The sequence below is a fragment of the Azospirillum sp. SYSU D00513 genome (genome assembly GCF_017356015.1).
GTDB lineage: Bacteria > Pseudomonadota > Alphaproteobacteria > Azospirillales > Azospirillaceae > Azospirillum.
On record NZ_JAFIQV010000026.1, the window covers coordinates 84,195 to 108,281 of the forward strand.

The 24,087-nt window shown below is 66.4% G+C and carries 23 protein-coding genes and 1 CRISPR repeat array; of the genes, 9 read left to right on the top strand and 14 right to left on the bottom strand.

What is annotated here, in order from left to right; genetic code table 11:
- Nucleotides 1–6: 6 nt before the first annotated feature.
- Both JUB11_RS19395 and JUB11_RS19400 read left to right on the top strand, forming a co-directional pair.
- Nucleotides 7–285: a hypothetical protein gene (locus JUB11_RS19395; protein ID WP_207460217.1), complete on the top strand. Its 279-nt coding sequence runs from the start codon at nt 7–9 to the stop codon at nt 283–285.
- 20 nt (nt 286–305) lie between these two features.
- Nucleotides 306–1,235, top strand: a complete 930-nt coding sequence (locus JUB11_RS19400; RefSeq protein WP_207460218.1) for a LysR family transcriptional regulator — start codon at nt 306–308, stop codon at nt 1,233–1,235.
- A 139-nt stretch (nt 1,236–1,374) separates the two neighbouring features.
- On the opposite strand, the gene JUB11_RS19405 is transcribed toward JUB11_RS19400, so the two are convergent.
- From JUB11_RS19405 to JUB11_RS19415, 3 genes are all read right to left on the bottom strand, one after another.
- A complete protein-coding gene (locus tag JUB11_RS19405; RefSeq protein ID WP_207460219.1) occupies nt 1,375–2,526 on the bottom strand; it encodes a type III PLP-dependent enzyme in 1,152 nt (383 codons plus the stop codon).
- 469 nt (nt 2,527–2,995) lie between these two features.
- Nucleotides 2,996–4,186, bottom strand: a complete 1,191-nt coding sequence (locus JUB11_RS19410; protein WP_207460220.1) for a multidrug effflux MFS transporter — start codon at nt 4,184–4,186, stop codon at nt 2,996–2,998.
- A 48-nt stretch (nt 4,187–4,234) separates the two neighbouring features.
- Nucleotides 4,235–4,948 (bottom strand): SprT family zinc-dependent metalloprotease, encoded by a 714-nt coding sequence (locus JUB11_RS19415; protein WP_207460221.1) that lies wholly within the window; start codon nt 4,946–4,948, stop codon nt 4,235–4,237.
- Between the two features lie 328 nt (nt 4,949–5,276).
- Here JUB11_RS19415 and JUB11_RS19420 point away from each other — a divergent pair, with 328 nt between their 5' ends.
- Nucleotides 5,277–6,431: a PAS domain-containing sensor histidine kinase gene (locus JUB11_RS19420; RefSeq protein ID WP_207460222.1), complete on the top strand. Its 1,155-nt coding sequence runs from the start codon at nt 5,277–5,279 to the stop codon at nt 6,429–6,431.
- 153 nt (nt 6,432–6,584) lie between these two features.
- The gene (gene gstA, locus JUB11_RS19425) at nt 6,585–7,190 is read left to right on the top strand and encodes a glutathione transferase GstA (RefSeq protein ID WP_207460223.1); all 606 of its coding nucleotides are present in this window, start codon (nt 6,585–6,587) and stop codon (nt 7,188–7,190) included.
- A gap of 112 nt (nt 7,191–7,302) precedes the next feature.
- On the opposite strand, the gene JUB11_RS19430 is transcribed toward gstA, so the two are convergent.
- Together JUB11_RS19430 and infA are read right to left on the bottom strand one after the other, a co-directional pair.
- Entirely contained in the window at nt 7,303–8,736 is a 1,434-nt protein-coding gene (locus JUB11_RS19430; protein ID WP_207460224.1) for a DEAD/DEAH box helicase, read from the bottom strand.
- Nucleotides 8,737–8,801: 65 nt separating this feature from the next.
- Complete coding sequence (infA, locus tag JUB11_RS19435) at nt 8,802–9,089, bottom strand: translation initiation factor IF-1 (protein ID WP_207460225.1); 288 nt, start codon at nt 9,087–9,089, stop codon at nt 8,802–8,804.
- Nucleotides 9,090–9,651: 562 nt separating this feature from the next.
- On the opposite strand from infA, the gene JUB11_RS19440 reads away from it, so the two are divergent.
- The 3 genes from JUB11_RS19440 to JUB11_RS19450 all read left to right on the top strand — a co-directional run bounded on the left by JUB11_RS19440 (nt 9,652) and on the right by JUB11_RS19450 (nt 10,894).
- Nucleotides 9,652–10,077 carry a Fur family transcriptional regulator gene (locus tag JUB11_RS19440; RefSeq protein ID WP_207460226.1) on the top strand — a complete coding sequence of 142 codons (426 nt, stop codon included), beginning with the start codon at nt 9,652–9,654 and terminating at the stop codon, nt 10,075–10,077.
- On the top strand, nt 10,074–10,307 hold the full coding sequence (locus JUB11_RS19445; RefSeq protein WP_207460227.1) for a hypothetical protein: 234 nt from the start codon (nt 10,074–10,076) through the stop codon (nt 10,305–10,307). Before JUB11_RS19440 ends, JUB11_RS19445 begins: the two co-directional genes overlap by 4 nt.
- Before the next feature lie 347 nt (nt 10,308–10,654).
- Entirely contained in the window at nt 10,655–10,894 is a 240-nt protein-coding gene (locus JUB11_RS19450) for a hypothetical protein (RefSeq protein ID WP_207460228.1), read from the top strand.
- Nucleotides 10,895–11,036: 142 nt separating this feature from the next.
- Nucleotides 11,037–12,606: direct repeats of the CRISPR family, unit length 32 nt; unit sequence GTTTCAATCCACGCCCCCGTATGGGGAGCGAC.
- A gap of 216 nt (nt 12,607–12,822) precedes the next feature.
- On the opposite strand, the gene JUB11_RS19455 is transcribed toward JUB11_RS19450, so the two are convergent.
- The 3 genes from JUB11_RS19455 to mtnA form a co-directional block, all read right to left on the bottom strand.
- Nucleotides 12,823–13,338: a GNAT family N-acetyltransferase gene (locus JUB11_RS19455; protein WP_207460229.1), complete on the bottom strand. Its 516-nt coding sequence runs from the start codon at nt 13,336–13,338 to the stop codon at nt 12,823–12,825.
- A 14-nt stretch (nt 13,339–13,352) separates the two neighbouring features.
- Entirely contained in the window at nt 13,353–14,726 is a 1,374-nt protein-coding gene (locus JUB11_RS19460; protein ID WP_207460230.1) for a DUF1329 domain-containing protein, read from the bottom strand.
- 77 nt (nt 14,727–14,803) lie between these two features.
- The gene (mtnA, locus tag JUB11_RS19465) at nt 14,804–15,910 is read right to left on the bottom strand and encodes an S-methyl-5-thioribose-1-phosphate isomerase (RefSeq protein WP_207460231.1); all 1,107 of its coding nucleotides are present in this window, start codon (nt 15,908–15,910) and stop codon (nt 14,804–14,806) included.
- 166 nt (nt 15,911–16,076) lie between these two features.
- On the opposite strand from mtnA, the gene JUB11_RS19470 reads away from it, so the two are divergent.
- Entirely contained in the window at nt 16,077–17,741 is a 1,665-nt protein-coding gene (locus JUB11_RS19470) for a sensor histidine kinase (RefSeq protein WP_207460232.1), read from the top strand.
- A 51-nt stretch (nt 17,742–17,792) separates the two neighbouring features.
- Here the strand turns inward: JUB11_RS19470 and JUB11_RS19475 are convergent, their stop codons facing one another.
- On the bottom strand, nt 17,793–18,329 hold the full coding sequence (locus JUB11_RS19475) for a DUF1178 family protein (protein ID WP_207460233.1): 537 nt from the start codon (nt 18,327–18,329) through the stop codon (nt 17,793–17,795).
- 109 nt (nt 18,330–18,438) lie between these two features.
- On the opposite strand from JUB11_RS19475, the gene JUB11_RS19480 reads away from it, so the two are divergent.
- Nucleotides 18,439–19,044 carry a class I SAM-dependent methyltransferase gene (locus JUB11_RS19480; RefSeq protein ID WP_207460234.1) on the top strand — a complete coding sequence of 202 codons (606 nt, stop codon included), beginning with the start codon at nt 18,439–18,441 and terminating at the stop codon, nt 19,042–19,044.
- Nucleotides 19,045–19,086: 42 nt separating this feature from the next.
- On the opposite strand, the gene JUB11_RS19485 is transcribed toward JUB11_RS19480, so the two are convergent.
- The 5 genes from JUB11_RS19485 to JUB11_RS19510 form a co-directional block, all read right to left on the bottom strand.
- Nucleotides 19,087–19,923 carry a carbon-nitrogen hydrolase family protein gene (locus JUB11_RS19485; RefSeq protein WP_207460235.1) on the bottom strand — a complete coding sequence of 279 codons (837 nt, stop codon included), beginning with the start codon at nt 19,921–19,923 and terminating at the stop codon, nt 19,087–19,089.
- The gene (grxC, locus tag JUB11_RS19490) at nt 19,920–20,183 is read right to left on the bottom strand and encodes a glutaredoxin 3 (protein WP_207460236.1); all 264 of its coding nucleotides are present in this window, start codon (nt 20,181–20,183) and stop codon (nt 19,920–19,922) included. Before grxC ends, JUB11_RS19485 begins: the two co-directional genes overlap by 4 nt.
- A gap of 1,858 nt (nt 20,184–22,041) precedes the next feature.
- Nucleotides 22,042–22,704, bottom strand: a complete 663-nt coding sequence (locus JUB11_RS19500) for a non-canonical purine NTP pyrophosphatase (protein WP_207460238.1) — start codon at nt 22,702–22,704, stop codon at nt 22,042–22,044.
- Nucleotides 22,673–23,512, bottom strand: a complete 840-nt coding sequence (locus tag JUB11_RS19505; protein ID WP_207460239.1) for an SIR2 family protein — start codon at nt 23,510–23,512, stop codon at nt 22,673–22,675. The genes JUB11_RS19500 and JUB11_RS19505 overlap by 32 nt, the downstream gene beginning before the upstream one ends.
- On the bottom strand, nt 23,509–24,042 hold the full coding sequence (locus JUB11_RS19510; protein WP_207460240.1) for a class I SAM-dependent methyltransferase: 534 nt from the start codon (nt 24,040–24,042) through the stop codon (nt 23,509–23,511). The genes JUB11_RS19505 and JUB11_RS19510 overlap by 4 nt, the downstream gene beginning before the upstream one ends.
- Nucleotides 24,043–24,087 lie beyond the last annotated feature (45 nt).

Below are 24,087 nucleotides of genomic sequence, written 5' to 3' on the forward strand. Positions count from 1 at the left end.
CGCACCATGCACCGCTTCGCGGAGGTCAGCGACGAAACAGCGCCGGCCTTGCATGACCAGCACGACGGCACCGACAAGCCGCTGCTCATCCAGGGCCTGCTCGACAACGGTATGGACGCGGGTTGGCAGATCCCCCGGCGGAACGCTCCGGCGCACGGAAAACATGGGACTCGTCACGGCAAACACCTCAACCAAATTGGCGAAGCCGTGACGATAAAAATCCTGCGATTGAAGAAAAAGCAGGCTAGAGTTCCGTTCTGTGCGGACCTTTCAGTCCGCAATTAGGGCAAGGCACCGGGGATGGCATGGACAGCCTGAATGGCTTCGTGGTGTTCGTGCAGGTGGCCGAAACCCGCAGCTTCGTCGCCGCCGGCCGGCTGCTGGGCGTATCGGCATCCGCCGTCGGCAAGAGCGTGGCGCGGCTGGAGGAGAAGCTGGGCGTGCGCCTGTTCCACCGCAGCACGCGAAGTGTCACGCTGACCGCCGAGGGCACGCTGTTCCTCGAGCGCAGCCGCCGCATCCTGGCCGAAATCGAGGCGGCGGAAATGGAATTGTCACAGGTCACCGCCGCGCCGCGCGGACGCCTGCGCGTGAGCCTGCCGCTGGTCAGTTCGCTGATGCTGCCGGTGCTCGGCGAGTTCATGCGCGAGTACCCGGAGATCGAGTTGGACCTGGACTTCACCGACCGCATGGTCGATGTGATCGAGGAAGGCTTCGACGCTGTGGTCAGGACGGGCAATCCCACTGATTCGCGCCTCACGACCCGAAGGCTGGGTTCCTTCCGCTCGCTGCTGGTCGCCTCGCCTGATTACCTTGCGCGGCGAGGCACGCCCGAAGTGCCCGCCGATCTGTTGCGGCACTCCTGCCTGCACTACCGCTTTCCCAACAGCGGCAAACTGGAAACATGGCCACTGCGGCAACAACCCGGCGAGCCCGAACTGCAGCTTCCCACCTCGATGATCTGCAACAACATCGAAACGCGCGTGTGTTTCGCGCTTCAGGGGCTAGGGATCGCCTATCTGCCGGATTTTTCCATCCGCGAACCGCTGGCCGATGGCCGGCTCCAACCGATCCTGGATGGGCATGTGGAGCGCACCGGTGTCTTCCACGTTCTCTGGCCCGCGAGCAAGCACCCATCGCCGAAAGTGCGGGCGTTGGTGGATTTCCTCCACGCGAGGGTGTTCGCGGCCTCGAAGATCAAGGCGCCCAGTTCCAAGGGCCGGCTCGCCCGATAGCTGGTCCCCCGTGCCCGCTCGAACCGGGGACCTGACGGCGCACATCTTTCATGTCCGGTTTTCCGGGTCCGGTTTCCGGGCCTGGCGCCGTCCTCCGGCCCGGCCCCTCCCTGGCGGAAGGGGCGGGCCGGGAGCGGCTTCAGATGCAGTACTGCTGGAGCGGCGCGAAGCCGTTGAAGCAGACGGCCGAGTAGGTCGTGGTGTAGGCGCCGGTGGCGTGGATGCGCACGCGGTCGCCGGCCTTCAGGGCGAGCGGCATCTTGTACTCGGCCTTCTCGTACAGCACGTCGGCGCTGTCGCAGGTCGGGCCGGCCAGCACGACGGCTTCGGTCTCCGGGTCGAACGACTCCTCGCCCATCTCCTCGGCCAGCACCTCGATGGGGTACTGGATGGCTTCGTCCATCGTCTCGGCGAGGCCGCCGAACTTGCCGATGTCCAGATAGACCCAGCGCTTGGAGTCGTTGGCCGACTTGCGGGAGACGAGCACGACCTCGCTCTCGATCACGCCGGCGCTGCCGACCATGCCGCGGCCCGGCTCCACGATGGTCTCGGGGATGCGGTTGCCGAAATGGCGGCGCAGGCTGTCGAAGATCGACTGGCCGTAGGCGGCCGAGGCCGGCACGTCGGAGCGGTAGCGGGTCGGGAAGCCGCCGCCGAGGTTGATCATGCCCAGTTCGACGCCCACCGCCTCAAGCTCGCGGAAGAGCTGCGCCACCTGCGAGATGGCGAGGTCCCACTGCTTCAGGTCCTTCTGCTGCGAGCCGACGTGGAACGACACGCCGTAGGGCTGGACGTTCATGTCCTTGGCCTTCAGCAGCAGCTCGCGCGCCATGTCGAGGTCGCAGCCGAACTTGCGCGACAGCGGCCATTCGGCGCCCTCGCCCGAGGTCAGGATGCGGCAGAAGACGCGGGCGCCGGGGGCGGCGCGGGCGATCTTCTCCAGCTCCGGCTCGCTGTCGAAGGCGAACAGCCGCACGCCCAGCTCGTAGGCGCGGCGGATGTCGGCTTCCTTCTTGATGGTGTTGCCGTAGGAGATGCGCTCCGCCGGGCAGCCGGTCGCCAGCACCATCTGGATCTCCGGCACGCTCGCCGTGTCGAAGGCGGAGCCGAGGCGGGTCAGCAGCGACAGCACTTCCGCGGCCGGATTGGCCTTCACCGCGTAGAAGATGCGCGCGTCGGGCAGCGCGGTCTCGAGCGCGTTGTAGTTCTGCTCGACGATGTCGAGGTCCAGGACGAGGCACGGGGTCTGCGGGCGGCGCTCTTCGAAAAAGCGCGCGATCTTCTGGTTCATCTGCATCTCCATGATGGCAAGATGATTGAAACAAACGGGCGGATGTCAGTCGGGAACGGAGCGGCCGAAGCGGCTGCTGACCGGAAAAAAACCGTCGGTCAGGCGCTCGGGCCGCCCATACTGGACTGCCGTTTGCTCACACCAGAGTGACGGACGAGAAGGGATCGGTGACGGGTGAGCCGGGGCCCACCGACAACAACATGTACCATCGTAACCTCCAAGACGCCGCCTTGCTTAAGGGACGGTCGGGGATCACGCGTTACGTCGTTGCATAACCAGGTCGTCGGGAATGAGGCCGACGAGGGCGGGCCAGCGGCACGTGCGCTTGCGAGTGCGGCGTATTTATATCCATTGGCCCTCCGTTTAAAGGGAAAAAAATGCGACGGGGGCAAAAAACTTCCCCTCTCCCGAGAACCATGAAAAAACCGTTACGGTCCAAGGGTTTGTCTCGCTTTTTCCCCCGCCCGCCTCAGGCTTTGCGCGCGGGCGCCGCGACCAGCCGGTAGGCCCCCGCCGCCAGCACCGACAGCAGGCCGATCCCGCCCATCATGGGCAGCTGGGTGCCGGTGTGGATGTGCCCGATCAGCGTGCCGGCCACCGCCCCCGTCCCCATCTGCCAGAATCCCAGCAGCGCCGAGGCCAGCCCGGTCATGGCCGGATAGGGGCCGATGGCCGCCGCCATGCCGTTGGGCAGGGTGAAGGCGGCGCCGAACAGGAAGACGAAGAAGGGCGCCAGCACGGCGGCCAGATGGGTCGCGTCGGCAACCGCCAGCAGCGCGCCGGCCAGCCCGCCCGCCAGCGATATGGATGTTCCGATGCGGATCATGCGCGCTGCGCCCAGCCGCTGCGACAGCCGCCCGGCGAAGAAGGACCCCGTCATGTAGCCCAGCACCGCCGTCCCGAAGCTGAGGCCATAGGCCGACGGGCTGAGCTTCAGCCGCTCGATCAGCACGAAGCTGGAGCCGGAGATGAAGGCGAAGATGCCGCTGTAGGTGAAGCCCACCATCATGGCGTGGCCGACGAAGGCGCGGTCGCGCATCAGCCGCGCGTAGTTGGCCGCCAGCCGGCCGGGTTTGAGGGCCTGCGGGTCGCGCGCCGCGTTGGTCTCCCCCAGCATCGTCCAGAGCCCCGCCAGGGTCAGTGCCGCGAAGCCCGCCAGCAGGGCGAAGTTGGCGCGCCAGCCGAACAGCTCGGTCATCACCCCGCCCAGCACCGGGCCGGCGGCGGGCGCGAGCGTCATGGCCATCGCCATGTAGGCCAGGACCGAGGCGGCGCGGTCGCGCCCGAAGACGTCGCGCACAACCGCCCGCGCCACCACCGGCCCGCAGCAGGCCCCGACCGCCTGGACGAGGCGTGCCGCGATCAGCCCGCCGATGCTCGTCGCCATCATGCAGCCCAGGCTGCCCAGCAGATATACAAGGACCCCGCCCAGCAGGGCCGGCCGCCGGCCGAACCGGTCCGACAGAGGCCCGTAGACGAGCTGCGACACGGCGAAGCCCACCAGGAAGACGCTGAGCGTCAGCTGCACGGACGCGATGTCCGTGCCGAACACGGTGACCAGCGTCGGCAGGGCCGGAAGATACAGGTCGGTGGAGATCGGGCCGAGGGCGACCAGCGCGGTCAGCAGGACACGGACGCGCAGGGATTCGGAAGGGGGCATGGAAAGCCGGACGGGATGGGAGGGCGGGAAGGCAGGGAGGACCCGGGATCAGCCGTAGCGCAGGAGCCGGGCGCCGTTGGTCTTCAGCCAGTTGCGCGGCCCCGCCACGTCGGGCACCAGCGACGCGCAGAGCGCCCAGAAGCGGGGCGAGTGGTTCATCTCGCGCAGATGCGCCACCTCGTGCCCGACCACATAGTCGAGAACGGGTTCGGGCGTCAGGATCAGCCGCCAGGAATAGGAAAGGCGCCCGGTCGCCGAGCAGCTTCCCCAGCGGCTCTTGGTGTCACGCACGGTCACGGCGGCGACGCGGGCGCCGATCAGGGCCGCCTTGGCCCGCGACCGCTCCGCCAGCTCCCGCCGCGCCTCGGACAGGAGGAAGTCGCGCACCCGGCGGGCGACATGCTCGGCCTGCCCGCCGACGAGGATCGCGCCACCCTCCCGCCGCGTGCCGCCCCGCAGATCCGGGTCGTGGCGGACCACATGGTCCACACCCATGTAGGGCACGGTCGCGCCGTCGGCGAAGGGGAGCTGCGGCGGCAGGGCGGCCAGCCGCGCGCGCACCCAGCCGTCGTGGCGGCCGACGAAGCGCAGGGCCTCCTCCTCGGCGACGCCCACGGGGATCACCACCTGGATGAGGCCGCGCGCGGCGTCCACGCGCAGGGTCATGCGCCGGGAACGGGCGCTCTCGCGCAACTCCAGGGGAACGGGCAGACCGGCCACCGCCAACGCGCGTGGGCTTTTTGCCTTGCGGCGGATCATCATTGCGCCTTTATAGCCCGCCGCCGCGCGGCATCCAAGCCGTCCCGGCGGCACGGGCGGGCGGCTCGGCACGAAGCCGGGAAAACCGGCCCGGACCAAAGACATGGGACGAACGGCATGGGCACCGCAATTCCGTCACCTTTCCGGGCGAGGCTGGCCGCCATGTCGGGACGGAAACGCAGACCGGCGTCCGGGCGGATTTTTGTCTCGCCTTATGGCGTTTGTCACATTTGACTTAAGGCCTGCCCGTGCAACATAACCATTCTGATGAATGCTTCTGATCGGTAAAGTCGTGAACCAGTACAACGCCAAAGCTCAAGCTGAAGGGCATATGACGGCACGCGAAGCTCAGCTTGACGCGTTGTTGTCGGCCAGCGTCGCTCCGCAGGCGTTGTTTGCGCCCGATGGGCGTTTGCTGGTGGTGAACAGGGCCTTCGCCGTGGCCTTCGGCCATCTCCCTGACGAGATCGAAGGGCTGCGGCTGGAAGAGGCTGGCGCCACGCCGGCCGTCGCCGCGCATGTGGAGGCCCAGATCCGCCGCGCCGCCGCGACCGGCGGCACCGCCACGATCGAGGGGGTGCCGGCCGGCATGGCGCTGACCCTGACGCCGGTGCGCGACGCCGACGGGCTGGTCCACTCCATGGCCGCCATCGCGGTTCCGGCCGCCGGCACCGACGCCTCCTCCTCGCGCGAGGCGCTGCTGCGCGAGCTGGAGGCCGCGCGGGCCGAGGCCGAGCGGGCCAGGGAGGAGGCCGTGCGGGCGCGCAAGGCCGCCGGCAAGTTCCTGTCCACCGCCAACCACGACCTGCGCCAGCCCTTCCAGGCGATGCAGCTCTTCCATCACCTGCTGATGATGAAGCTGACCGACCCCGCCGCGCGCGACCTCGGCGAGAAGCTGGAAATGGCCATCATGGGCAGCGACGCCCTGCTGCGCACGCTGGTCGAGGTGTCGCGGCTGGAGGCCGGGCTGGTCGAGGCCGCGACCGAGAATTTCGCGGTCGAGGATTCCCTGCGCCGCATGCGGGAGGAGTTCGCGCCGGAGGCCAAGGCCAAGTTGCTGCGCCTCAGCATCCGCAAGGCCGATGCGCAGGTGCACAGCGACCCGGTCCTGCTGGAGCGGCTGCTGCGCCCGCTGATCTCCAACGCCCTGCGCTACACCGACCGGGGCGGCGTGGTGGTCGGCGTGCGCCGCCGCGGTGTCGGGCTGCGGGTCGAGGTGTGGGACAGCGGCATCGGCATCCCCGAGTCCGACGTCGAGGCCGCCTTCGAGGATTTCCGTCAGCTCGACAACCCGAACCGCGACCGCAAGCAGGGGCTGGGGCTTGGCCTGTCGATCGTCCGGCGCCTTGCCGACCTGCTCGGCCATCAGGTGACCCTGCGCTCCCGCCCCGGCCGGGGCACGGTCGTGGTGGTGGACCTGCCGCCGGCCCGGGACGAGCGGCAGGACGCAGTGCAGCGGGCCGAGCCGTCCCTCGCCAGCCTCTGATAAGGACCACCGACCCCGGCCACTGACTCCGGCTAGCCGGAACACAGCGTCCGGAAAAGCGGAGCGCGGGAGCCATGACGGCGCCCGCGCTCTTTGCTATGGTCCGCACCCTTGACGCTATTCCACCTGGAAGACTTCTCAAGGGACACGGACGTGAAGCTCTACATCAAGCCCGGCGCCTGCTCGCTCTCGACGCACATCATCCTGCGGGAGGCCGGTCTCCCCTTCGATCTCGTGAAGGTCGAATTCCCGGCGAAGACCCTGCCGGACGGCGCCAGCTACCTGTCGGTCAACCCCAAGGGCCAGGTGCCGGCCCTGGGCCTGGACGAGGGCGGCGTGCTGACCGAGGCGGCGGTCATCGCCCAGTATCTCGCCGACAAGGCGCCGGACAGCGGCCTGCTGCCGGCCGCCGGCGGCATGGAGCGCTACCGCGTTCTGGAGTGGCTGAACTTCATCGCCACCGAGCTGCACAAGAGCTTCACCCCGCTCTTCCGCCCGAACACGCCGGAGGAGTACAAGCCGGTCGCCCGCGACATCGTCGCCGGCAAGCTCGCCATGCTCGACGCCGAACTGGCGGATAGGCCCTTCCTGGCCGGTGCAGCCTTCACGGCGGCCGATGCCTACTGCTTCACCGTCCTGCGCTGGACCCGCGCGGTCGCCATCGACCTCGCCGCCTGGCCGAACCTGACCGCCTATGTGGAGCGCGTCGGCGCCCGCCCGGCCGTGGCCGAGGCCATCGCGGCGGAGAAGGCGGCCTGACGACCGCCTGAAGGCCGACGCCTGACGCATCGGTCGGGGCCGGACCGCCAAAGAAAAAGCCCCTCTCTCCAGCCGGAGAGAGGGGCTTTTTCCTGTCGGAACGCGGCGCCCGTTAGGCGGCGCTGCGGCGCGGGCCGCCGCCCTGCTGGGGACGGCGGTTGGGCTGGCCCGCCGGCTTGGGCTTGTTGCCCTGCCCCTGCGAGGCGGCACCCTGCCCCTTCGGCCCATCCTGGCGGGGCTGGCCCGCCGGCTTGGGCGCGCCCTGCTTGGGAGCTCCCTGGCGCTGGCCGCCCGGCTGTCCGTTCCCCTGGGGGCGGCCCTGCCGCTGCCCCTGGGGCTTCTGGCCCTGCGGCTTGGAGGCACCCCGGCCCTGCTTCTGCGGCGGGCTCGCGTAGAGATGCGCGATGTCCGCGGCGTGCATCGCGTGGTCGTGGTCGGCGGGGACCGGCTGGCGGATGGTCTTCTCGATGTCGCGGAGGTAGGGCACCTCCTCCACGTCGCAGAAGGACACCGCGACCCCTTCCGTGCCGGCGCGCGCCGTGCGGCCGATGCGGTGGACGTAGCTTTCCGGCTCGTTCGGCAGGTCGAAGTTGACGACGTGGGTCACGCCGTCCACGTCGATGCCGCGCGCGGCGATGTCGGTCGCGACCAGCGCCCGCAGCTCGCCCTTGCGGAAGGAGTCCAGCGCGCGGATGCGGGCCGACTGCGACTTGTCGCCGTGGATCGCGTCCGCCGGCACGCCGGCCTTCTTCAGATGCTCGGCGACGCGGTCGGCGCCATGCTTGGTGCGGGCGAAGACGATCGTCCGCTCCATCCCCCGGTCCTGCATCAGGTTCGCCAGCAGCTGGCGCTTGTCCGCCTTGTGGACGAACAGCACGCGCTGGGCGATGCGCTCGACCGTGGTGGACTGGGGCGCCACCTCGACCCGCACGCTGTCGGTCAGGATGCTGCGCGCCAGCTCGCCCACCGTGTCCGGCATGGTGGCGGAGAAGAGCAGGGTCTGCCGCTGCTTGGGCAGCTGCGCCACGACCTTCCGGACGTCGCGGATGAAGCCCATGTCGAGCATCCGGTCCGCCTCGTCCAGGACGAAGATCTCCACCTGGTCCAGCCGGACATGGTTCTGCGCCATCAGGTCGAGCAGGCGGCCCGGCGTGGCGATCAGCACCTCCACCCCCCGGGCCAGCGCCGCGACCTGCGGGCTCTGCCCGACGCCGCCGTGGATCACGGTGCGGCGGATGGGCAGGTGGCGTCCGTAGGTCGTGAAGCTGTCGCCGATCTGCAGGGCCAGCTCGCGCGTCGGGGTCAGGATCAGGGCACGCGGCGCCTTCGCCGCCACCCGCTTCTTCGCCTCGAACAGGCGTTGAAGGATGGGCAGCGTGAAGGCGGCGGTCTTTCCGGTCCCCGTCTGCGCCAGGCCGAGCACGTCATGCCCTTGCAGCAGAACCGGTATGGCGTCCGCCTGGATGGGCGTCGCCTGGGTGTATCCCTCGTCCGAGACGGCCCGCAACAGGGGCTCGATCAGGCCGAGGTCGGTGAATTCGGTCATTCGATTCTTTGTCCTGGTGTGTCGGCGCGCCGGTGGGCGCCGGGATCGGTCCGGAAGGGGACCGATCAGCGCCGGCGCGGAGGCGGACGCCGCGCGCCGCCGGGCGCTCCGCCGGGAGCGCCGCCCGTGGGCTCGTCCTTGTGGCGGAAGTTGATGCGCGCCTTGGTCAGGTCGTAGGGCGTCATCTCCAGAGAGACGCGGTCCCCCGCCAGGACGCGGATGCGGTTCTTCTTCATGCGGCCGGACGCGTAGGCGATCACCTCGTGTCCGTTCTCGAGATTGACGCGGAACCGTGCGTCGGGGAGGACTTCGGCGACGATGCCCTCCATCTCGATCAGATCTTCCTTAGCCATCAGGCACCCTTTCCGGAAAACAAAGGGGGGCGGCCAAGCGCCGCCCCACCCGGTTCAAAACGATCTTCAGACCATGCGCGAAAGCTGAGGGCACGGGAACGGGACGCCCATGCGCACGGGACCACCCGTCCCCACGCGGCCGCCCTTATCCGACCACTCCCAACCCGGCCGTGCGACGGCCGCGATGTGGACGCAGTGGTCCTCCGATCCGTCTTCCGGCTGGATGGTGAAGCCAAGGCTCCGGAACAGGAGGCCCCCGCCGTCGGCAGGGGCCGTCACGCGCATTTCCCCAACGGGCAAAGCCCCGGCCGCCTGGGCGGGGGGCATCGGTTCACGCGAGGAAAACGGCAAGCACCTGCACCTGATCGGGGGTCCATGCAACCCGGAGCCAATTCGACAGGACACACATAGGCCTCCGGACCCGTCTTGGCAAGGAAAGTTGTGCCGGCGGGGCAAAGTCCGCCACCGGGGCGGCCGCCCGCGGCCCCTGATTTCGGCACTAGGAATGCGAATGATTTTCAGTATTATGGGGCCCTGTCCTGTCGAAGAGGTTCACACGCGCATGATCTCGCGTCTTGAAGCGCTGTGCCTGGAGAAGGGCCTGAAGATGACCGGCCAGCGCCGCGTGATCTCGCAGGTCCTGTCCGAGGCCGACGACCATCCGGATGTCGAGGAGGTGCACCGCCGGGCGCTCCTGATCGACCCGCGCATCTCCATCGCCACCGTCTACCGCACCATGCGCCTGCTGGAAGAGGCCCAGGTGATCGAGCGGCTGGACTTCGGCGACGGCCGCGCCCGCTACGAGGAGGCGGGCGCCGACCACCACCACCACCTGATCGACACCCGCACCGGCCGCGTCATCGAATTCTCCTGCTCCGAGCTGGAGGCGATCAAGGAACGCATCGCGCGCGAGCTGGGCTACCGGATCGTCGCCCACCGGCTGGAAATCTACGGCGTGCCCTTGGACGAGGAAGAGGGAAAGAAATGACCGAGGAACTGCGGAGCCTTCCCGACGCCACGCCAGAACCGGCCGCCGAGCTGATCGGCTGCCGCGACGCGGTGAAGCGCTGCTACGCGGGGCTGTGCGGCTGCGGCCAGCCCGAGCGCTACGCACTGGAAGCCGCCGTCACAGTCTACCGCTATCACAACCCCGAATCCTGCCCGATGATGGCCGAGACCATCGTCAGCCACTGGGTGGCGAGCCCCGTCCGGCACTGAACCGGCACTTCGGGCACTCCCGGCACTGACGCCGGCGCCGTCCGGCGCGCCCTGCGGGGCGCGCCGGAGCGGCCGCCTTCCCCGCCCCGCCTTGTTCGGTGACGGGGGGTGGCCGCAGCACCTCTCCCCTTTCCCTCCTCCCCCTGGCCCGCCCTTCCGTGTCCCGGAGCCATCGCGCCGCCGCGTGGCTACGTCGCTTTGCCGCGCCTTGCCTTTCAAGGATTCCCTTGTCAGAAGCGCGAGTGCATTTTGATTTGCTTACCATGCAGACGAGCTATCTTTAAGACAAGAGACGGCAACCCGGCAGCATCCCGGCGGCTCGGACAACCGCAACCAGGAGGTTCCCCATGACAAACCAGCTGCACCCCGCCACCCGCGAATCGGCCTACGGCAACGCCCGCGCCCTGTGCAACGACCTGGATGCGGAAAACATCTACCCGGCCTTCGACGTCGCCATGGACATGGCCTGCCGCCTGAACGAACTGGTCCTGCGCGCCCCCTCCCGCCCCAGCCTCGACCGCGACGTCCCCGCCCGCCGCGAGGAATCCCCCGTGGAAGCCCGCGCCGCCCGCCGCACCGCCCAGTGATCTGCCCGGGGTGATCTGCCCGGGGCGCACGGCCCCGGCCGCAAGGCCCGCCGCCACCGGCACGCCGACGCGCCCACCTGGCAGCGTTGGCGTGGCTGGAGCGATGATGGAGCCCCACGAGGAGGGACGTTCGCCGGCCCCGGTTGCAGTCCACGCTCCTGTGTGGCGAGCGACGGTAGCCAGCCACTTCACCGGCTGCCGCCCCTCGGCGTTTCAATCCACGCCCCCGTATGGGGAGCGACGCGCGACGTGCAGTCCCGCCTCAACGGGCATCTGCGGTTTCAATCCACGCCCCCGTATGGGGAGCGACACGCTGCGGCTTCACAGCCCGGACCCCTGAAACGAGGTTTCAATCCACGCCCCCGTATGGGGAGCGACACCGGCCCAGCTCCTGCTTGGTCTGCCGCTTGACGTTTCAATCCACGCCCCCGTATGGGGAGCGACGCGACACTTTCGCACGCCTCGCCCTATGTGGCCGTTTCAATCCACGCCCCCGTATGGGGAGCGACGCGCCACGCACCATCCAGGCCCCCACGGCAGGACCTGTTTCAATCCACGCCCCCGTATGGGGAGCGACCCTCCCAGACCTCCACGCGGTAATAGCTGCTCTGTCGGTTTCAATCCACGCCCCCGTATGGGGAGCGACCCACGCCGAACTGGCCGAGCGCCATCATGGTCCCGTTTCAATCCACGCCCCCGTATGGGGAGCGACGATCAGGCGGGGCTGGGCAGCGTGGTGAAGCCGCCGTTTCAATCCACGCCCCCGTATGGGGAGCGACGAGCGGACGCTTGCCGAGGACTTCGGCCTGCATCGGTTTCAATCCACGCCCCCGTATGGGGAGCGACTCGGAGGAGATCGGGCGCAAGTCGGCTTTCATGAGGTTTCAATCCACGCCCCCGTATGGGGAGCGACTAGCAACGTGGGGCGGCGGCGGCCCCTATGACATGTTTCAATACACGCCCCCGTATGGGGAGCGACAATGGAAGGGCTGATACAGGGGCTGAAACCGGAGGTTTCAATACACGCCCCCGTATGGGGAGCGACGTGCGCATGGGAATCCCGGCAGATTGAGGAGCATGTTTCAATACACGCCCCCGTATGGGGAGCGACGGCGGCGGCGCCGTGCGCGTCTGGGAGAATCTGGCGTTTCAATACACGCCCCCGTATGGGGAGCGACGAGCTAATTGAAGCGTTGATGAATGGGCGCAAGGGAGTTTCAATCCACGCCCCCGTATGGGGAGCGACAGGTCGCCCGCCGTGACGATGGCCAGCAACGCGCCGTTTCAATCCACGCCCCCGTATGGGGAGCGACGCCCTGGTCCGTGAAGGCTTGGGCCATCGGGCAGTTTCAATCCACGCCCCCGTATGGGGAGCGACATGCGGCAGGAGCGGCGGCATCTTGCCGGTCTGGTAGTTTCAATCCACGCCCCCGTATGGGGAGCGACTGGATGATGTTGTTGTCGCTGGAGCCCATAAACTTGGTTTCAATCCACGCCCCCGTATGGGGAGCGACGGCGGCGCGCGGCGTCAGGTCGTCTTGATGGCGGGTTTCAATCCACGCCCCCGTATGGGGAGCGACTCCGCGATCCCCGACGAGGTGCTGGACAAAGGCGTTTCAATCCACGCCCCCGTATGGGGAGCGACTGACCGACTACATCGTCCGGCGCCTCGTGGAAAAGGTTTCAATCCACGCCCCCGTATGGGGAGCGACGGCCCCAGTGTAAGTCATTGGCGCGGTTCATGAAACCATCCCATTTGCGCGAACCTTCGAGCATCGGCCGCTCGTGGCCCCCCTCCAGGCGCGGCCCACCGCCGGAGCGCTTGCGGCGCCTGGGTTTTCGGCCCGCGCGAACCTCCCGGGAATTTCGTGTGCGCTTGGGGTTCGCGCGGACGCGGCGCGGACGCGCGGGGCCGGTGCCATGCGCGGTCAGCGCGGGTCCGGCGGGCTGTCCGGCCACCCGCCGACGGGGCGGTAGAGGCGGAGCGATTCGGGCTCGAAGCCTTGCCCTTCGTAGAAGGCGCGGGCGCGGCCATTGTTGGCGAAGACGTCCAGGCTGAGGAAGCGCCAGCCCGACGCCGCCGCGACCTCCTCGGCCGCCGCCATCAGGGCGCGGGCCGTCCCTCGCCCCTCCGCCGCTTCCGACACGGCGAGGAGGGAGACATAGCCAGCGGGATCGCCGGAGATCGGATCCGGCGCCGGCTCGACATGCAGGAAGCCCAGCCGCTCGCCCGTCTCCCCAACCGCGACGAGGGTGGAGGCCCCCTCCGCCGTCCGGCCTTCGGCCAGCGGGCCGAGCGCTGCGCGCATGAAGCGCTCCTGGAAGGCGTCCACCTCCGTCCGCTCACGGCCGCGCAGCCGCGCCATGCCGGCCAGCCGGGGCGCGAGCCCGAGGCAGAAGGGCACGTCCTCCGCCGTCGCGGGGCGGACGGTCAAGCCGTTCAACGGCGCTTCCCGGCTCACTGCCGCCTTCCCTTGCGCAGCAGGGTTTCCGGGGCGAACTCCTCCGGTTTCATCGGCTTTCCGAAGACCGGCGGGCCATGCTGGTTGTCCAGCCCGCTGGCGACGTAGCGCCCGTCGGTCAGGTCGTAGGTGATCTCCATCGCCGGGAGGAAGGCCGGGACCTGCGAATGGGCGATGCCGTGCGCCTCGCCGTAGCGGGCGAGATTGCCCTCCGCGTCGTAATAGTCGGCCATCAAGATCTGCCAGCTGTCCTCGTCCAGGTAATAGGTACGCTCCGGGAAGGCGTCGCGCAGGCCGGCCTTGACGGCCGCCTCGACCACCCAGACCCGGTGCAGCTCGTAGCGCAGGAATTCCGGGTTGGGGTGGTTCGGCCACAGGAAGTCCCGCGGGGTCAGGTTGGGGGCGTTCAGCCGGTAGGCGTTGTAGGGCACGTACATCTCGCGCCGCTTGTCGAGCAGCGTGAAGTCCAGCCGGTCGAGCGGGCCGCTGAACATGTCCAGCATGTCGGCGGTGCGGATGCCGCCGGCCGCCGGGTCCGGCGTGTCGTGGGCGAACTCCGCCGCCCGCATGGGCTTGCCGCGCTCGCCCTGGCGGAACCAGGCGGCGCGCGGGACGCGCAGCGGGTCCAGCGTGCCCTGCAACAGCAGCGTCGTGCCGGCCTCGGCCTCCGGCTCCAGCTGGGTGCGGCGGTAATGGAAGGGCCGCCCCTCCTGCCCGGCGGAATAGCCCGACAGCCGGTCTTCCCGGAAGACGGAAGTGGCGAGCTGCCGCTGCCCGTCGGAGATCACCGTGGTGCCCGTGCGGCTGAGCGTCTCCCCGCGCCAGCGCAGGATGTGGTTCCACATGGCCTGCGCGCCGTTCGCCGGCACCGGGAAGGGAACGCCGGCCTTGGCCCCGTTCAGCACCAGCCCGTTGTCGGACAGGCCGGCGCGGGCCGCGTTCGCGATGGACTCGTCGTACAGGCGCTGGGGCGCCGCCGCGGTCCGGCGGCTCGGGAACAGGCGGATCTCGAAGCTGTCGGGATAGCGCCGCAGCAGCGCCTTCAGCCCGCCCGACAGGCGCGGCTCGTAACGCCGCAGTTCCCCGGCCTTGACCGTGAACCACAGCACGTCCTCGACGAAGGGGTTCGGGTGGTGCTTGCCCGGCTCGAACTCCCTCACCGGAGCCGACAGCCCACCCGTCCAGGGCGGCACCGACCGCGCCTGGTTGCCGGCGCGGATCGCGCCCATGGCCGTCAGCTCCTCCCCCAGCTTCGGCCCGGCGGGCGCAGGCTGACCGGCCTGGGACTGGGCGGTGGGAGCCTTGGTCTGCGCCTGCGCCGGATGGGACAGCAGCAGGGTGGCGATCAGGGTGGCGAAAAGACGTCTCATGCCGGCCGGGAGCGATGGTTCTCCGGCGATGATAACGCAAATCCGGACGGGGAATAGCTCTCTCCCCACTCTCCCTCTTACTCGGCCGCCAGCCGCATTTCGGGGAACAGCCCCTCCAGCCCCTCGCGGGAGGCGGGGCAGACGCCGCGTTCGGTGATCAGGCCGGTGACCAGCCGCGCCGGCGTCACGTCGAAGGCGTAGTTGGCGGCGGGGCTGCCGGCCGGGGTGACGCGGACCGTCTCGATCCGCCCGTCCGCCGTGATGCCGGTGAGGTCGGTGACCTCCGTCGCGTCGCGCTCCTCGATGGGGATCTCCCGCAGCCCGTCGGCCATGCCCCAGTCGATGGTCGGCGAGGGCAGCGCCACGTAGAAGGGCACGCCATTGTCGTGGGCGGCGAGCGCCTTCAGGTAGGTGCCGATCTTGTTGCAGACGTCGCCCGTCGCCGTGGTGCGGTCGGTGCCGACGATGCAGAGGTCCACCATGCCATGCTGCATCAGGTGGCCGCCGACATTGTCCACGATCACCGTGTGCGGCACGCCGTGATGGTTCAGCTCCCAGGCGGTGAGGCTGGCGCCCTGGTTGCGCGGGCGCGTCTCGTCCACCCAGACATGGATCTTGATGCCCCGTTCGAAGGCGACGTAGATGGGCGCCAGCGCCGTGCCCCAGTCCACGGTGGCAAGCCAGCCGGCGTTGCAGTGGGTCAGGATGTTGACGGGCTCGCCCGGCGCCTTGCGGGCCGCGGCCGCCTCGATCAGGGCGGCACCCTGCTCGCCGATGGCGCGGTTGATGGCGACGTCCTCGTCGGCGACCGCCGCGGCCTCGCGGAAGGCGGCCTCGGCGCGCTCGGACGCCGGAAGGGCCGCCAGATGGCGGCGCATGCGCTCCAGCGCCCAGCGCAGGTTGACGGCGGTGGGGCGCGTCGCGGTCAGCGCCTTGCAGGCCTCCTCCAGCCGGGCATCGCTTGCGTCCTCGGCCAGCGCCAGGGCGAGGCCATAGGCGGCGGTGGCGCCGATCAGCGGGGCGCCGCGCACCAGCATGGCGCGGATGGCGTGCGCCGCCTCCTCCAGGCTGGTCAGCCGGGCGATGGCGAAATCGTGCGGCAGCCTGGTCTGGTCGATGATCTCGACGGCCCGGCCATCCTGCGTAGGCCAAATCGTCCGATAGGCTGAGCCGTCGATACGCATGCGCCCTGTCCCCCTTCGCGCCGCCGTGCCATGGTTAGGCCGACTATGGGGACTGGCCGGCGCGGGTTCAATGACGTTGAACCGGCCCGGCGGAACGCCCCTCCGGCCGCCGCGCCGGCGCGCTGTCCGATCCTTCCGCCCACCACGCCCCTCACCTGCCCGCCCCATGCCGACACACGCCCCGCGTCCCCTCCCCTCGCCCGCCCCCGGGCATCACCGGCTGCCGGGCACCTCGCTCGTGGTGATCGCCTGCGTGGCGGCGATCCTGCTGACGGTCGGGCTGTCGGCCCTCTTCGCCTGGCGGGACCGCGACACCTCCTACCGGCAGGCGACCGACCTCGCCGGCAACGTCAGCCTGCTGGTCGCCGAACACGCGGCCCGGCTGGTGGAGACGAGCGACCTGATCCTGCGCCAGGCGGTGGAACTCGGCGGCCCGGCCGGCGCGCCCGTGCCCGCCGACCGCGCCGCCTGGGAGCGGCTGCGCGCACTCGCCGGGGCCACCCCCTACATGGTGTCGCTGCGGCTGACCGACGCCGAGGGCGCCACCCTGATGACCTCGCGCCGCTTCCCGGCCGGCACGGACGGCGCCCGCCCGGGCGGGCTGGCGGCGCAGGCCGGGCCGCCGGACGCGGCGGCGAACGGACCCTTCATCGGCCGGATCGACGGCGAGGACGCCACCGACGAGCCGCAGATCCTGCTGTCGCGCCCGCTCGCCGCGGCACCGGGGGAGTTCCGCGGCCTCGCCGTGGCGACCGTCTCGCCACGCTACCTGCGCGACATCTACAAGGCCTTCGACATCGGGCACGAGCGCATCATCACGCTGGAGAAGGCGGACGGCACCCTGCTGGTCAGCGAGCCGCCCGCCGCCCTTCCGGCGCGGGAGGACACCGCCATCTCCGTGACCCGTCCGGTGGAGGGCCGCGACGTGGTGGCGCGGGTGACGGTGCCGTCGGTCAGCGTCGGCGCCCACTGGCGCGCCCGGCTCTGGGCCTACGCCACCTACGCGGCGGCGGCCATGGGGGCCGTGGCGCTGATCGGCGCGCTCGCCATCCAGCGCGCCCGCCGCCAGCGCGAGGCGGAGGACGCGCTCCAGGTCGCCTACGCGACGCTGGAGGAGCGGGTGCACCAGCGCACCGCCGAGCTGGAGGCCGTGAACGCCAGCCTGGAGCGCGCCGTGGAGGACAAGGAGGTGCTGCTGAAGGAAGTGCAGCACCGGGTGAAGAACAACCTCCAGGTCATCTGCAGCCTGCTGCGCCTCCAGGGCAGCCGGATCGACGAGCGGGCGCGCTACGGCTTCGACGAAAGCCTGCGCCGCATCCAGTCCATGAGCCTCGTTCACGAGCTGCTCTACCGCTCCGAGCAGCCGGCGCGCATCAACCTCGCCGACTATCTGCACCAGCTCTGCGACGGGCTGGTGCGCTCCGCCAACCCGACGGGAGCGCGGCTGGTGGTGGAGGCGCGGGACTGGACGGTGGACGCCGACCGGGCCATGCCGCTCGCCCTGATGACCAGCGAGCTGGTGTCCAACGCCCTGCGCCACGCTTTCCCGCAGGGCCATCCGGGCACCGTCATGGTCGGGCTGGAGCCGGCCGGGGACGGCATGGTTCTGACGGTGCGCGACGACGGCGTCGGCCTGCCGCCGGAAAACAGCGGCCCCCGTCCGCGCGGCCTCGGCCTCGTTCTGGTGCGCTCGCTCGCCCAGCAGGCGGCGGCGACCGTGCACATCGGGCAGGGAAACGTCGGCCAGAGCAGCAGCAGCCAGGGCGGCCCCGGAACGGTCTTCACCCTGACCATCCCGACCAGCGCCTCGCGCCGGTCGAAGGCGGCCTAGCCGTCCGGGGCCGGCGTGCCGGCGGGATTTGGCTTCAGGGAAAGGCGGGGATCAGGAGGTGCGCGGCAGCCAGGGAATGCGGTGGATGTCCACGCCTTCCTCGCGCAGCTCCTCGACGTCCTGGTCGGAGGCCTCGCCGTAGATGCCGTGCGGGTCGGTCTCGCCGTAATGGATGCGGCGCGCTTCCTCGGCGAAGCGGTCGCCGACATAGTCGCAGTTTTCCTCGACCTTGCGGCGCAGCTCGCCGAGCTGGCGCATCATCTCGGCGGCGAGCCTTTGCCGCGCCTCGTCGGCCGGGCTTTGGACGGCAGGTCCGGCGGCGGCCGGAACCGCGGCGGGGACAGGCACGGCGACGGCTTTGTCGTTCCCCTGCCCCGGCTGGGCGGATTCGACCGGCTCGCGCAGGGGGGCGCGCTTGCCGAGGCCCTTGGAGATGCGGGGGGCCATCGGCGCCTTGGTCACGTCGGCGTCGCCGCAGACCGGGCAGGTGATCGCATGCTCGGCGGCCTGGGCCGCGTAGCTGTCGCTGTTGCGGAACCAGGCCTCGAAACGGTGGTCCGCCGCGCATTTCAGTTCGAAGAGGATCATGTCCCCGTCAAACCCTCGGTGTGTAGAGTGAAGGGAAAGAGGCGGTAATTCACCACGTCCGGGCCGCCGCCGTCAAACCCTCAACCGGATTCGCCTTTACGGATCAGCCATGTCCCAGCAAACGACCCCGCCGCCTCCGCACGCCGTCCTCGGCCCGCCATCCCCCTGGGTGGTGCGTTTCGCGCCGCTGGTGCCCTCCGGGGGCACCGTTCTCGACCTCGCCTGCGGGGCCGGGCGGCACTTGCGGCATTTCGCCGCGCGCGGCTTCCCGGTGGTCGGGCTGGACCGCGACCTGCGCGGGGTGGAGGACCTCCGGGGACGGAACGGGGTGGAGCTGGTGGAGGCCGATCTGGAGAACGGCTCCCCCTGGCCGCTGGCCGGGCGGCGCTTCGCCGGGATCGTGGTGACCAACTACCTGCACCGGCCGCTGTTCTCGGCCCTGCTGGACGCGCTGGCGCCGGGCGGGGTGCTGATCTACGAGACCTTCGCCGTCGGCAACGGCCGCTTCGGGCGGCCCGCTTCCCCGTCCTTCCTGCTGCGCAGCGGGGAACTGCTGGAACTGACGCGCGGCCGGCTCCAGACCGTCGCCTACGAGCATGGGGAGGTCGCCTCGCCCAAGGCCGCCGTCGTGCAGCGGCTCTGCGCCGTCAACGACCTGACGCCGGGCGACGGGCTGGACGGCGACCCGGAACCCCGGCCCCTGCCGGCGCCCTGACGGGGGCCGGCAGTAGCCAGGCGGATCAGAAGGCCAAGCGGATCAGAAGCCCATCCGGACCAGATCGACCGTGCGGTCGTGGGTCAGGGCGGGGACCATGCCGCGGGCCTCATCGACGCGGGCCATGTCCAGCTCGGCGATGGTGAAGCCCACCTCCTCGCCGGCGTCGCCCAGCACCTCGCCCCAGGGGGCGACGATCAGGGAATGGCCGTAGGTCTTGCGGCCCTGGTCGTGCGTGCCGGTCTGGGCGGGGGCCAGGACGAAGCAGCCCGTCTCGATCGCGCGGGCGCGCAGCAGCACGTGCCAGTGGGCGCGGCCGGTCGGCACGGTGAAGGCGGCCGGCGCGGTGATGATGCTCGCACCGTTCTGCGCCAGCATGCGGTACAGATAGGCGAAGCGCATGTCGTAGCAGATGGACAGCCCCATCCCGCCCCAGGGCGTGTTCGCCACCACCGCCCGGTCACCCGGCCGGTATGTGGCGGATTCCCGGTAGCTCTCGCCCTCCTTCAGGTCCACGTCGAACATGTGGATCTTGTCGTAGGTGGCGACGATCTGCCCGTTGCCGTCGAACAGGTAGCTGCGGTTGGCGACGCGCCCCTCCTCCAGCAGGATGCCGAGCGAACCGGCGAGCAGCCAAGCCCCCGTCTCCCGCGCGAGGTCGGAGAAGAAGGGGATGCCGGGATGCTCCTCCTCCCGCTTCACCCGCTCCATGATGCGCTGCCGGCCGAAGGCCATAAGGCTGACATTCTCCGGCGTCGCGATGAAGTCGGCCCCGGCGTCGCGGGCGCGGCGGATCAGGTCGCCCGCGTCCTCCAGGCTCGGCTCGATCTCGCTCCCGGCGTTGACCTGGACGCAGGCGGCCTTGAACGTCGCGCTCATCCGGCGATCCCCAGCATGGCGTCGAGCTTGCCCGCGCGGTCCAGCGCGTGGATGTCGTCCGAACCGCCGACCGGCTTCCCGTCGATGAAGACCTGCGGAACGGTGGTGCGGCCCTCGGCGCGCTGGGTCATCTCCTCGCGCCGGCGCGGCTGCGAGTAGACGTCGATTTCCTCGTACGGCACGCCCTTGCCGTCCAGCAGCTTCTTCGCGCGGGCGCAGTAGGGGCAGAAGGGGGTGGTGTAGATGACGACTTCGGCCATGGCTGGGCTCCTTGAGGTCCGGATTCCTTATAGAGTCAACGGCGCACGGGCGCCAGACGTCACGGGTCTCTATGGCTTGCGAAAAGGTCTCTCATCCGTGCCGTCCCGGCACCCGATACACCAGGGCGCCGTTCCGCCGCTAACCGTTACAGTGACGAAATTACGTGGGGTTCCTTCTATAGCGGTCTTTGATAAGCTAAGGCCGAACATGAACCGGAGAGCCCAGGGCAATAATGTCTATGATCGACGATGCTCAAGAGGTAAGAAAGTCTACGCAGATCTATCTTCGAGTTGCGGAAGCTGTACTGAGCGCAACGCGCTCGCCATTGAGCGCACGTGAGATTGTAGAAAGGGGAATAGAAAGAGGTCTCTTCGGTGATCATTCGCTTAGCCGAACTCCGGAAAATTCTATGCAGGCAAGGCTGAGCCTCGACATAAAGCAGCTAAAGACGTCGTCAAGGTTCACAAGAGTAGCGCGCGGGCGTTTTCTGTTAAGAAACCAGCTCAAAGACGCGTACGACGAAGGACAACTCTTACGCTCCGAATCAAAAGTACTGTCTGAGTATATCGCCGAGCCTAGGAAGCTTCGCCTTCCGACCGAAGAGGTACTTTGTACTCCGGAAAGTCATTTCGAAAGCATTCTTACGTTTCAAGGCATAGATGGCGACTACATCTCGGTCCTTCCAAGACTTCTTAATCGAACACTATATATTGATCGAACTGAGGCTGAGAGCAGGAATGATGCCAAGCAATTTATTACCTATGTGATTGTTCAGTGCGGCCACCGCTTACTAACATACAGAAGATCTTATCTTAGCCGGGCCGCTGAGTTCCTCAGGGGAGCGAAATGCATTGGCTTCGGGGGCCACGTTAGTGCCGCTGATAATGATATATTTTCTAGTGCTGATCGCGGCATTGAGTCCTGTGCGCGCCGTGAGCTAAGCGAAGAGCTAAGACTTAGCTTAGCCGAGAAGCATTTCCATGGTCATCTGACACGAGCTAGCGTCGACCTTTTCCGCGGCTCTCCTATGGAATGCTTGGGGATATTAAATGACGACTCCTCCGAGGTAGGTCGGCGGCACTTAGCTGTCGTTTACCGTGTGTGGATTAATGACTGGTCCGATGCTAGGAGACTGGAAAAGGGAGAGTCCTCACTTCGCACATTGAGTTGGGTTGATCTTACCAAAGAAAAGGTTGACGTAACAGAGTATGAATATTGGTCTCAGCTATGTTTGAGGAGATACTATCCGTCTAATATAATTTCAGAACCCGTCATACGCCATTTAAGCTTGCGTGCAACGCGGCGGGCCCGCACTTTAGTGGTTGCAGGGCGCATTGGATCTGGAAAGTCGGAGACTAGTCGTTACCTAGCCCAGCATCTCCATGCCGAAGCGATCAATTCAGGAGTTATTCTTCAGCATCTTATGAGTTCTCCAAGCCTTCAAGAAATAGGCCGCGAGGAGTTTCAGAGACGTGCCGAAGATTTTATTAGAAATCCGACTGGTCCGAACCGCCTTGCTCAAGCCCTTGCCGAAATTATATCAAAATCTCCAGAGAGCCGCTTCGTTATTGATGGGATACGGCAACTTGAAACTTACGAATTCCTTACAAAGCGCTTAGAAGAGCAACCGGCACTTCTATATGTCCACACCCCGCCAGACATTGCATACGAAATGTACAGACTTCGCGAGAGCGCCAATAGCCTTGACTTCAAATACAGAGATTTTCTTAAGGTTTATGACGCTCCAGTGGAATCCGACATCGCAGCTTTAGGGCGAACTGCGCATACTTATATATATAATTTTCTAGGCATTGACGCTCTACGTCGATCTCTAAATAAGCTTGTACAGGACCTATCTTAAAGTCCAGGGAACAACATTGGGCTACTTCCAATGCGGTGCGCAACAAATTGACGCAAAGCTTTTATGGACTGTGAAATGCTCAATTTATCAGCCAAACTGCTATCAGCGATCTCTGCGTAGGTTTTCCCTCCGAATCCATCGGGGCAGAACACTGGGTCCCAATAGAAGTCACGTTTTCCCGAAGGAGTGCTTTTTAGCTCTCCAAAAGTGTCACCGACAAATACCTCAACATTTGCCCCATCGCAATATCCAATCACTGCACGAGCAGTTGCTGCTTTGCTTAGAATAGAACAAGTTGCTACGAACTTTTCCGCTCCAAGTGCATCCCACATGGGCTGTGTTAATCCTCCTGGGTAGCTTTGCACCTCATAACCGCCTAGAATGAGACCAGCATGCTCAACAACACAGGGCACACGAACCGCCTGATAAGCGGAGATAACCTTCGCGCGGACCATAGCACTTAAATCACAGAGCAAGGGCTCACGCGTAGCAACCTTCCGAAACTCAAACTCAATTACGTCATCAAAATGCTTTCCAGGTTCGTACTCAAGGCGCCTGACTGTTTCCCATTCTTCTATTTTGTATTTACTCCAAGAGCAGTAAACAATTTTTGGCTTTGTTGGCATTTCAGACTCGCATGTCGTCAAGAAGATCAGCAATGGCCTTTTCTGGACTTGCAGAAGGAATAGGTATCACCTCTATGTTCCTCATATGGAACAATCGGCGCTCGAATTCGGATGGATCTGGCAGCGCGATATAAGCGCGACGCCCGGTGTACGTATTTGGCAAATTATTGAATATATGGTTTACCAAATGAAATAGGTAGTTTACGTTTGTATCATTAAAGCTATAACCTATAAACAGGACAGCTCGCCCTAATATGTCTGAACGTAACTTGAAATCCATGGCATTCTCAAAGCGCATTCTCATAAAGTACTGGCTTTCTGAAAAAACCATATTTTCAGGATCATTGAAATCACCATGAAATTTGACGACTTCATCTACAAAGCGCTTATGATTTATATTCAATTCTGAAGATGTGACATGTGTCTCGCGTTTCGAAGCACGCAACGCTCGCTCTATAAAGTTATCATAATTAGTTGTATAAAAAATTCGACAACGCTCTAGTCGGACGAGAGCTTGGTGTATTGGGCAGCGAAGTATATCACTGTCTTCTGCATAACTGAATTCTGCTGAAAGCCAGTTCGTCAAGGGAGCAAACCCGCCCTTTATAGCACGGAAGTACTCCAGTATTTGCAAGTCACTCCCCCGGACGCGGAGAAGCTCTGGTTCATTTATCCCTAGTATTTCACATGCGTGATCTACAAGCTGACGCCAAGACGGCCCCCGCGCCTGTTCACCTTTCCTCATCCATGTAACAGCCATCGACGCCCCAGCGCCAATGAACGGGATCACCCGATCGTCATGATAAAGGCGCCGCAGATCCGGCGGGCAGAGTGCGCTCATCTTATTTCTACAACCATTCGCGTGACGGAGTGATGGTGCGGAATACCATTATGAGGATGCACCTCCTCAAGAATTGAATCAGTGGCACAAAGAATATCATGTCCTGAATAAAGCCTCATATAGGCCAAATGAGGCAATAAAGTTGGGTGAAAACCTGGATGAGCCAACGCCAAATCTTGGCTCCGGTCATTAAAAGAAACTAAAATATGCATACCACCGGGCTTTGTTGCCCCGATAGCACGATGAACAAGGTTGGAAATAGCAGCCTCGCTTGGCATGCAATGGAGAAGTCCATACATTACAACAACATCATACTTCGTTCGCTCGGAGAGAATTTCCTCCGCATCCCCGACACACCATGAAATACCTAGATCAGGGAATGCAGCCTTTCCATTTGAAATTGCAATATCTGAGCAGTCAATGCACGTTACCGACGCTCCTGCGCGAGCGAAAGCTGCTGCATTTTTGCCTTCACCGCCACCGAGATCAGAGCCTGTTTGATTAGGCTTCTGGCTTGTAATCTCGGCCATAGGCGCGGAGTGCTCGATCGAAAGCAGCGATTTCTACGGCATCTT

Coding starts and splice junctions, on each gene's coding strand:
- JUB11_RS19395 (WP_207460217.1), top strand. CDS start 7: ATGCACCGCTTCGCGGAGGTCAGCGACGAAACAGCGCCGGCCTTGCAT.
- JUB11_RS19400 (WP_207460218.1), top strand. CDS start 306: ATGGACAGCCTGAATGGCTTCGTGGTGTTCGTGCAGGTGGCCGAAACC.
- JUB11_RS19405 (WP_207460219.1), bottom strand. CDS start 2,526: ATGAACCAGAAGATCGCGCGCTTTTTCGAAGAGCGCCGCCCGCAGACC.
- JUB11_RS19410 (WP_207460220.1), bottom strand. CDS start 4,186: ATGCCCCCTTCCGAATCCCTGCGCGTCCGTGTCCTGCTGACCGCGCTG.
- JUB11_RS19415 (WP_207460221.1), bottom strand. CDS start 4,948: ATGATGATCCGCCGCAAGGCAAAAAGCCCACGCGCGTTGGCGGTGGCC.
- JUB11_RS19420 (WP_207460222.1), top strand. CDS start 5,277: ATGACGGCACGCGAAGCTCAGCTTGACGCGTTGTTGTCGGCCAGCGTC.
- JUB11_RS19430 (WP_207460224.1), bottom strand. CDS start 8,736: ATGACCGAATTCACCGACCTCGGCCTGATCGAGCCCCTGTTGCGGGCC.
- infA (WP_207460225.1), bottom strand. CDS start 9,089: ATGGCTAAGGAAGATCTGATCGAGATGGAGGGCATCGTCGCCGAAGTC.
- JUB11_RS19440 (WP_207460226.1), top strand. CDS start 9,652: ATGATCTCGCGTCTTGAAGCGCTGTGCCTGGAGAAGGGCCTGAAGATG.
- JUB11_RS19445 (WP_207460227.1), top strand. CDS start 10,074: ATGACCGAGGAACTGCGGAGCCTTCCCGACGCCACGCCAGAACCGGCC.
- JUB11_RS19450 (WP_207460228.1), top strand. CDS start 10,655: ATGACAAACCAGCTGCACCCCGCCACCCGCGAATCGGCCTACGGCAAC.
- JUB11_RS19460 (WP_207460230.1), bottom strand. CDS start 14,726: ATGAGACGTCTTTTCGCCACCCTGATCGCCACCCTGCTGCTGTCCCAT.
- mtnA (WP_207460231.1), bottom strand. CDS start 15,910: ATGCGTATCGACGGCTCAGCCTATCGGACGATTTGGCCTACGCAGGAT.
- JUB11_RS19470 (WP_207460232.1), top strand. CDS start 16,077: ATGCCGACACACGCCCCGCGTCCCCTCCCCTCGCCCGCCCCCGGGCAT.
- JUB11_RS19475 (WP_207460233.1), bottom strand. CDS start 18,329: ATGATCCTCTTCGAACTGAAATGCGCGGCGGACCACCGTTTCGAGGCC.
- JUB11_RS19480 (WP_207460234.1), top strand. CDS start 18,439: ATGTCCCAGCAAACGACCCCGCCGCCTCCGCACGCCGTCCTCGGCCCG.
- JUB11_RS19485 (WP_207460235.1), bottom strand. CDS start 19,923: ATGAGCGCGACGTTCAAGGCCGCCTGCGTCCAGGTCAACGCCGGGAGC.
- grxC (WP_207460236.1), bottom strand. CDS start 20,183: ATGGCCGAAGTCGTCATCTACACCACCCCCTTCTGCCCCTACTGCGCC.
- JUB11_RS19505 (WP_207460239.1), bottom strand. CDS start 23,512: ATGAGCGCACTCTGCCCGCCGGATCTGCGGCGCCTTTATCATGACGAT.
- JUB11_RS19510 (WP_207460240.1), bottom strand. CDS start 24,042: ATGGCCGAGATTACAAGCCAGAAGCCTAATCAAACAGGCTCTGATCTC.